Source organism: Tenacibaculum sp. AWR4_210, from assembly GCF_056160945.1.
The window spans coordinates 334,232-342,115 of record NZ_JBSWYF010000006.1; the positions used below are offsets into that span (position 1 = coordinate 334,232).

At 37.4% G+C, this 7,884-nt stretch carries 7 protein-coding genes; 4 read left to right on the forward strand and 3 right to left on the reverse strand.

The genetic code is table 11. From position 1 onward, the window contains the following. The first annotated feature begins 2 nt into the window (after positions 1 to 2). From ACXAG7_RS13330 to ACXAG7_RS13345, 4 genes are all read left to right on the forward strand, one after another. Positions 3 to 479, forward strand: a complete 477-nt coding sequence (locus ACXAG7_RS13330; protein ID WP_476667087.1) for a hypothetical protein — start codon at positions 3 to 5, stop codon at positions 477 to 479. 45 nt (positions 480 to 524) lie between these two features. Continuing rightward, on the forward strand, positions 525 to 1,541 hold the full coding sequence (locus ACXAG7_RS13335) for a hypothetical protein (RefSeq protein WP_476667088.1): 1,017 nt from the start codon (positions 525 to 527) through the stop codon (positions 1,539 to 1,541). Between the two features lie 118 nt (positions 1,542 to 1,659). Continuing rightward, on the forward strand, positions 1,660 to 2,241 hold the full coding sequence (locus ACXAG7_RS13340) for a TetR/AcrR family transcriptional regulator (RefSeq protein ID WP_408042844.1): 582 nt from the start codon (positions 1,660 to 1,662) through the stop codon (positions 2,239 to 2,241). Between the two features lies 1 nt (position 2,242). Beyond that, positions 2,243 to 2,707 carry a hypothetical protein gene (locus ACXAG7_RS13345; protein ID WP_476667089.1) on the forward strand — a complete coding sequence of 155 codons (465 nt, stop codon included), beginning with the start codon at positions 2,243 to 2,245 and terminating at the stop codon, positions 2,705 to 2,707. Positions 2,708 to 3,209: 502 nt separating this feature from the next. Here ACXAG7_RS13345 and ACXAG7_RS13350 read toward each other — a convergent pair. The 3 genes from ACXAG7_RS13350 to ACXAG7_RS13360 form a co-directional block, all read right to left on the reverse strand. Beyond that, positions 3,210 to 4,091 carry an AraC family transcriptional regulator gene (locus ACXAG7_RS13350; RefSeq protein ID WP_476667090.1) on the reverse strand — a complete coding sequence of 294 codons (882 nt, stop codon included), beginning with the start codon at positions 4,089 to 4,091 and terminating at the stop codon, positions 3,210 to 3,212. 35 nt (positions 4,092 to 4,126) lie between these two features. Further along, positions 4,127 to 4,741 carry a class I SAM-dependent methyltransferase gene (locus ACXAG7_RS13355; protein WP_476667091.1) on the reverse strand — a complete coding sequence of 205 codons (615 nt, stop codon included), beginning with the start codon at positions 4,739 to 4,741 and terminating at the stop codon, positions 4,127 to 4,129. Positions 4,742 to 5,859: 1,118 nt separating this feature from the next. Next, on the reverse strand, positions 5,860 to 7,041 hold the full coding sequence (locus ACXAG7_RS13360) for a lytic polysaccharide monooxygenase (RefSeq protein WP_476667092.1): 1,182 nt from the start codon (positions 7,039 to 7,041) through the stop codon (positions 5,860 to 5,862). Positions 7,042 to 7,884 lie beyond the last annotated feature (843 nt).

The following is a 7,884-nucleotide window of genomic DNA, read 5'->3' on the forward strand; positions in this document are numbered from 1 at the left end:
TTATGACAAAACACCTTATGCAATTTACCTCTATTTGGGTACTAGGAGCGTTTTTACAATTAGGAACTAGTTATGCACAAAGTAGTTGCTGTGCAACCTTGCCCAAAGAAACTACTATGACGGCAACAGAAACGACTAAAGGTTGTTCGCCCTCTAGTTGTAGAGGAGCTAAAACAAAATTTGACGAAGCAAAAGTTATCACACAATTGCGCAACCAACTCCTGCAAATAAAAACAAGACTCGAGCAATCCAAACAGCCTAAATTCTCCCAAAGATCCTACGATATCCATGGAATTATTGGAAAAAATGACACAGAAAGTTTGGCTATCATCAGTAGAGAAGTCGCCTTAATAGAACGCGAACTCGCACAAAAAACCAAGCAAACAGTAAGGACCTTTGAGCTGCCTAAAAACAAAGCGCAGCAAGTAGCCTATTTAAAAGCCCGACTAAACAATATTGCTAAAGCCCTATACATGTAATTTTCAAGGAGTACTCACCTGTGAGTACTCCCAACTTCTCAACTTATGACTACTCGAAAAATAACTAGCTTGTTTATTGGAATTTCCTTTTTAATTCTTCTTATTTCCGGACTCCTCTCTTTTTTCTTCAAATACAATTACACCGTTGCTAGTATACACACCTTATTTGGTCTCCTCTTCTCAGCGGTAATTGGCGTACATATTAAAAACAACCTACGACCTTTAAAATCCTATTTTAAGGGACCTCTGGTATGGGGAATTTTAATGGTTATTAGTTTTTTTTCCGTGCTCGTCGTATTTGACAGTTTGCCTATTCGAAGTCTAATGAAACTGGGAGTGACATCGAAAATCAATGCTGGATTTTCGAGTGCTACTACTCCCATTATTCCGGTTACCATGGATACTAGTAGTGGTACGAAAATCAGTTTGGATGTAAAAACGGGACCGCATTATTGGAATCCGCAAATCGCCATCTGGATAGAAGATAATAACGGTAATTACATCAAAACCCTCTTTGTAACGAAAGCTACTGCAAAAGGAATCTTTTACGGAGGTCGCAGTAAAGACAACTTTAAGAGTTTTGATAGCGACCAACAGGCCACAACCGCTTACCGACGTGTTAATGCACTTCCCGTTTGGTCACATAAACGCGGTATAAGATACGCTGATGGACTCTGGGTGCCCAGCAGGGAAATGCCTTTGGCGGATGCTATTACTGGTGAAACTATCTCTCATGATTTCCTCCTAAAAACGAGCACTCAATTAAAAAACAACTTTCACATTTTTATGGAAATCAACGTAGCCTTCGACGACAATGAATACTACTCTGCTTTTGATTTCCCTGAAGACGATGTTTTTCATAATGGAACTGGTCAGCTAGGACAACCTTCGGTAATTTACACGACGCGTATTAATGAAAATGACCTATCAAACTACTACCTCTTAAAACTTGTAGGTCACGGGCATCATTCGGCACAAAATGGAACTATTTACAAAGATCTTTCGACCCTCAGCACTGCCAAAAACCTAATTGAACGCATACTTGTGAAAATTGAACAATAAGCGCTCCATGTTCTAAATATTGGGTAACTCAAGCTTACAACAGACTCAATTACAAACAACCAACAAAAACATACTAACTAGTATTTTTTATCTATCTTTGAAAAAAATACTAGTTAGTATGTCAAAAGGAAGCACCACGCGACAACGAATTTTAAAAATTTGTTTTGACCTCATTTACAAGCAAGGGTATCAAGCCACGAGTATTGATGAAATCATAAAGCAAACCACACTTACCAAAGGCGCTTTTTACTATCATTTCAAAACCAAAGAAATCATGGGCTTAGCGCTATTACAAGAATTCATTGGCCCAGCACTAGAAAAACGAGTCTTCCATTCACTGCGACATACTACCAATTTTAGACTAAGCATCTATAAGAGCATTGCTGAACTCCTAGAAGACACAGCATTTTTTGACAGTCGCTATGGTTGCCCGCTTGTCAATCTCATCGAAGAAATGGCTCCGCTTAACCCGAAATTCTCAAAAGTTATGGCAGACTTTTACGATAATTGGCATCGAGAAATTGCGCTAAGCATCCAAAATAACCTTAACCATTGTACAACAGACCCTGAACGTTCAAATCAGATTGCGACCTTCATCATTTCAGGATATCACGGCATTCGAAGTATTGGAAAACTGAAAGGAGCTCCAATATATCAGAGCTATCTACACGAACTACAAAACTACCTAAACACCTTATAACATGCACGACCTATTACTCTTTTTACACGCTACTACCAAATGGTTTGTCGTTACCAGTTTGCCTTTCAGTATACTCTATTTCTATATATCGTACCGTCAAAAAAAACCTATCACTAAGCTACACAACCAAATTAAGAACACAACCCTAAGCATAGTTCACATACAACTGTTACTCGGGATTCTCCTGTACGGAATTAGTCCGATCACAAACTATTTCTGGGATGATGTAGCAGCGGCGCTCTCCCATTCAGAAATATATTTTTTTGGAGGAATTCATTTTATCAGTATGGTGATTGCTGTCATAATTATTACTATCGGTAACCTCGAAGCAAAACGCGCTACTTCAGATCGACAATACTATAACGTATTACTTATTTTTTGGAGTATCGGTTTTCTGATAATCTTATGTGCTATACCTTGGCCTTTTTCTCCTTTTGTTACTAGGCCCTGGTTTCGATTTTATTAAAACCTCACAACAAAATACCAGAGCACATTATTTAAAAGAATTGGGATTTGAAAAGCACATTACAAAAAAATTAAAGCTATTATAAACTTCGAAGTTCGTTCGGTAGGGATATCCCTTACTTAACTGTTCTACTTATAGAAACGAGATGTTTTCTCCTTAAACGTTAGGGCGGTCTTAGTGCCGCTTTTTTTATTCCCTACCTCCAAAAAAAGTCGAACACTGCTGTCCGACTTCATCATAAACACATTGCTAGTAGACACTAGCATTTAAACCTGCAATTTACAGTCCTGTTAACTACCATACATCCCCATACTACTATATCAACAATGGGACCCATGAAGAAACAGCATACTTCTAGTAGAATTTTTCTCAATGGATATCAGTTTAACGTCTACAAGCTCTCATTTCAACTTTACCCCCTGATTATGAATTTGGCGGCGTAGACTTTATTAGCTATTTACTATAGGTTACCCCCCTTAAAAGTGGGGTAAATGGTTTCCGATTACATTTTATTTTTACGGTAAGCTTCAGCAGTCATATTGGTATGCTTTTTAAAAAAACGCATAAAATATGAACTGTCTGAATATCCTAATTCAAAAGCAATTTCGGTAATGGTATTGTCCGTAAACAGCAGCAATCGCTTAGCTTCAATCAAACTTCGTTGATGAATTAAATTAGTTACGGATTTACCCAATGCTTTTTTCACCAAGCTATTCAGGTGTTTAGGTGATAAATGCATCAATCCGGCATAATCTGCTAACTGTTTGTATTCTTTGAAATGCGCTTCAATCAAAGCTTCTAATTTTCGTAACTGAAAGGTCAAGTAAGCCGGAGCTTCCGTCTTTTTATCCTGAACATAACTTCTGGATATTCGCAAAAGTACCACGTCGAGCAAAGCTTTGACCACAGCCAAACTGGTGACGGCTTCAGTTTGAAATTCAGTATAAATTTCATCAAAGAAAAAATCAATTTTAGCGAGATCGTCGTTTAAGTAAGCGACAGGATCGTTTCTAAACGTGTGAAAAAATGGAAAGTGAACCAAGGTGTCCATATTTTCATTTAACAAGAAAAAGCTCTTATCAAAGGATATAACATATCCGTCCACATCGGCATTGAGCACAATTTCATGAACTTGTCCTGGAGAAATAAAAAAAACCGTAGCATTTTTCACCTCGTAACTTTCAAAATCAATGATGTTGGTACCCACTCCCTTCTTTACATACATGATATGGTAGAAGTCGTGACGATGTGCTTCAATGATAAGCTTGCCATCCACCGCAGGTCCCGATATTTTCTCTATACTAAAGTGGTCAGCATCTTTGTTTACCTCCGCAGTTCGTATTTGCCGTATGGGTAGTTCTCTAAATGATTTTTTACTTGGCATTTCTCCAGTTTTTTCACTTCATAATTTACAAAATCCTAGGCGATTTTCTTTCCTAAAAACCGCAGTACTGCACTTTCTCCGTTATGATACCTTCCTTCTTGTAAGGAAACCTTACATTCTTCAAGCATTAGGAATTCAAAGTTTGGAAAAAACTTCTCGATCTCCTCCTCGTCATACATTCGTGCAGTATCTTCAGGACCTCCAACAGCCGGATTCAGCCTGCTCAAAGCTCTGTGATTTTTACTAAAAACTTCCATGATAAAGTACCCACCGACTTTTAGGTAGGACGATAAACGCTCATGCATTAATGTTTTCACTGCTGGGTCAAAATGCACAAAAATATTGGCGATCACATCAAATGATTCCTTCGGATATACTTCCTCTAAAAAAGCACAGGTCTTATAATCAATATCAACTCCTCGCTTCTCAGCTAGTGTCAACGCTTTGCGTTTTCCTTCTTCACTAAAATCGAAAGCGGCTACTTCCCAGCCTTGCGAGGCAGCATACACCGCATTGCGCCCCTCTCCTTCGGCGGGAAACAAAATACGTCCTTTGTCTAGTTCAGATAACACAGTTTTTAAATACTCATTCGGACTGCTACCATAAGCCCATTCCTCTTGAGCATACCGTTTATTCCAAAAATCAATCATAACTCAGTCATTAATTTTATCGTTACATAAGCCGCTCAATACTTACAAGAGGTTGCTATAGAAAATACCCAATCACTTCCATAACAACTTCAAACGAGAAGTTTTACTTTAAAAATGATGCTTTCGCAAACTCAAATAAGCATTGTGCCACTATTACTACTCCAGTATATACTATACTGACCTAAATGCTACTGTTGCATTATACTACAAAATTACAACGTGAATACGGTTACAAAGGTGGACTATAAACAGGAAATACAGGACAAAAATACCTGCATTAGTACTTGGACTCTATATACAAATAGCAAGTCACTCCCATTTTGCTGAGAGCTCTAGCAAAACACGGTATACCAGACAGCCATGGGGCTTTAATCGTCTTGTTATGAAACACGATCTCTGTTATTGGAAGAAAGAAAGGTCAGATTGAAATACTATTCAATCCAACTTAGACAATCATCAGATTTACATTGCCCCCAGGTGTATCCGTTTTTTTTAATTTTAACATATGTTAATTCAGATTTACACTTTGGACATTCAATTTGTCCACTGGTATCAGGAAATTTTTCAATCATTTCGTTAGCCTTTTCGATGTAGTTGATTTCGTCCATACTTCTGCATTAAATTCCTAAGCTTTTGTTTTAGAAATACGAATTATTGGTTTGGTTTTTTTGATACAATCTCAATAAAACTATAAAAAAATATCCTTTTGTTAAAATAGTTTCTAAATTGTTTTCATTTCTTTTACTATTACAACCAAACAAAGAATATACATTCTGTTGATTTACAATATATTCAAGTCTATATCTTTTTTTTTATTTTTTTTTAGAAACTTCATTTTTTTTTAACAAATCTTAACAATTCTAATAATTTATCCTCTTTTTACAGTTAGACCTTCACAACCTAAAAAAGTTTAACCACCTCTTTTTACCGGCAGCTACTACTATTTCATCTCTACCCAATTGGCACTCAACGAAATTCCTACACAACTCCGTTTTTTGGTTGTAATTTTAATGTAGGTTTTAATTAATTAGTAGTTATTAGTTAGTAAAAGAAGTAGTACTCGGGGGAGTCTACTTCTTTTTTTTCTAACAAATGTTTTACAGTAAGTTAATACTTCACTATTTAATCAATATCTTTCTTCGTTGAACATCACCTGATTCACCTTTTAGTACACATAGATACACTCCCGGCTTAAGACCGACACTTTTAATTACTTCCGTGTGCGTTCCGGTTTGGAATACCTTCCTCACAAACAACTTTTTAACGAGCTGATTACTTAAAGTACTTATAGTCAAGGAGAGTTTTTCTTTGGATGCGGAGACTTTAAACCTTATTTGACTTTGATTGGTAAAAGGATTCGGCTGATTGGATAATAACTCGAAGCTAGCTGTACTGCCACCAGAAGTTTTTGGACAAGCTTTTAGTTGTTCCCAAACTTGCCAAGGACCAGAGTTCTCCATTGGATTATGCCCTTTAGTCCACCATTTTGCCTGAAATAAGTTATTTTGATACGTTGCTTGGTCACCTTTTAAATAAGTAGCTTCTGCCGCCCAAGCTTTCGCTTTATCGCAACCTGTTCCATCACCATCGCCATCTCCGTCTCCGCCACCGGTGCTATCTCCTGGATTTTCGGCACTAGTACCTCCGCCAGAACGAACTACTTTTATATCACTCACAGAATAAAAAGCCTCGTGACTGTGCGTAAACTCACGTTGCCACACACTAAAAATCACGGCTCTTTTCCCAATGTAACTATCCGGAATTGTCGCCTTTATAACCGTATAGTCTTCAGCTGGTCCTTTCCCTTTATGTCCTATCTCTATCAAGTCGTCCCATTTTAATGGTTTTGATGGATCCCAATCAAGTGGAGTGATGTATACCTTGTAATACTCTGTTCGATGTGGTGCGGTGTTGTGCCATTTTACAAAAATATCTCCATAGTTAACCCGAGTTGTTTTCCAATCTTGTTGGGTTGGCCAACTTATTAGTGCATCTAAACAACCGTACTTTTCTGGATTCCCACCACTTGCCAATTGACCGTCTGGCACGTAGTTTCGATGTTTTCCATAATCCGTATGAGGTTGCAAGATAGACCTCCATGAATATACCGATTCGCCACAAGGACGACAGTGATTCCCAGTGGGATTTTCATGACAGTACTTGATTCTACTTTTGGGCCAAATTACTGTACCATGTGCCATAACTGGCTCTATTAATGCTATAAAAATTGCCATAAAAGCAATAGACTTTGCTATTTGTTTCAAACTTGAAACAATCAGGGGTAATTGAAGGGGTTTCATAATTTCTAATGTTTTAATTCATATTATATTAATTGGTAGATAAAACTTACTTGCTATTTATAGTAGTTCCAATTTTTTTATCCAAACAACTAATATTTAACTACCAACAACGTAAATTTCCAAAACAACTTAATCTATACTACAATTCATCGACAGTGCACTACCCTTCATCGGATTTCAATCAAACGCAGCTAAGCTCTCTACTATCTTTGAATTGTAGTTTTAGTTATAGTAGTTATTAGTTAGTTTAAAAGAAGCGTTCCGGGGGGAGCGCTTCTTTTCTTTTATCTCGTCACCAAGACCGGAAGTCACTTCGTACTTAAAATGCCTCTCGTTTTGCAATTCCAACCATCCAGCTACAGTTCACTACCCATCATCGTATTTCAACCCAATACACCTCAGTTCCCTACTATCTTTAAATTGTAGTTTTAGTTATAGTAGTTATTAGTTAGTTTAAAAGAAGTGTTCCGGGGGGAGCACTTCTTTTTTTATCTCGTCATCTAGAAGATTGCAGTTCTATCGCATTTAAAACACCTGTCATTTTACAATTCCAACCATCCAGCTACAGTTCATTGCCCATCATCGGATTTAAACCCCATACACCTCGGTTCCCTACTATCTTTGAATTGTAGTTTTAGTTATAGTAGTTATTAGTTAGTTTAAAAGAAGCGTTCCGGGGGGAGCGCTTCTTTTTTTTTATCTCATTAGCAAGCCCGCATTCCTATCGTAATTAAAATACCTGTCGTTTTGCAATTCCAACCATCCAGCTACAGTTAGTTACTCATCATCGTATTTCAACCCAATACACCTCAGTTCCCTACTATCTTTGACTTGTAGTTTTAG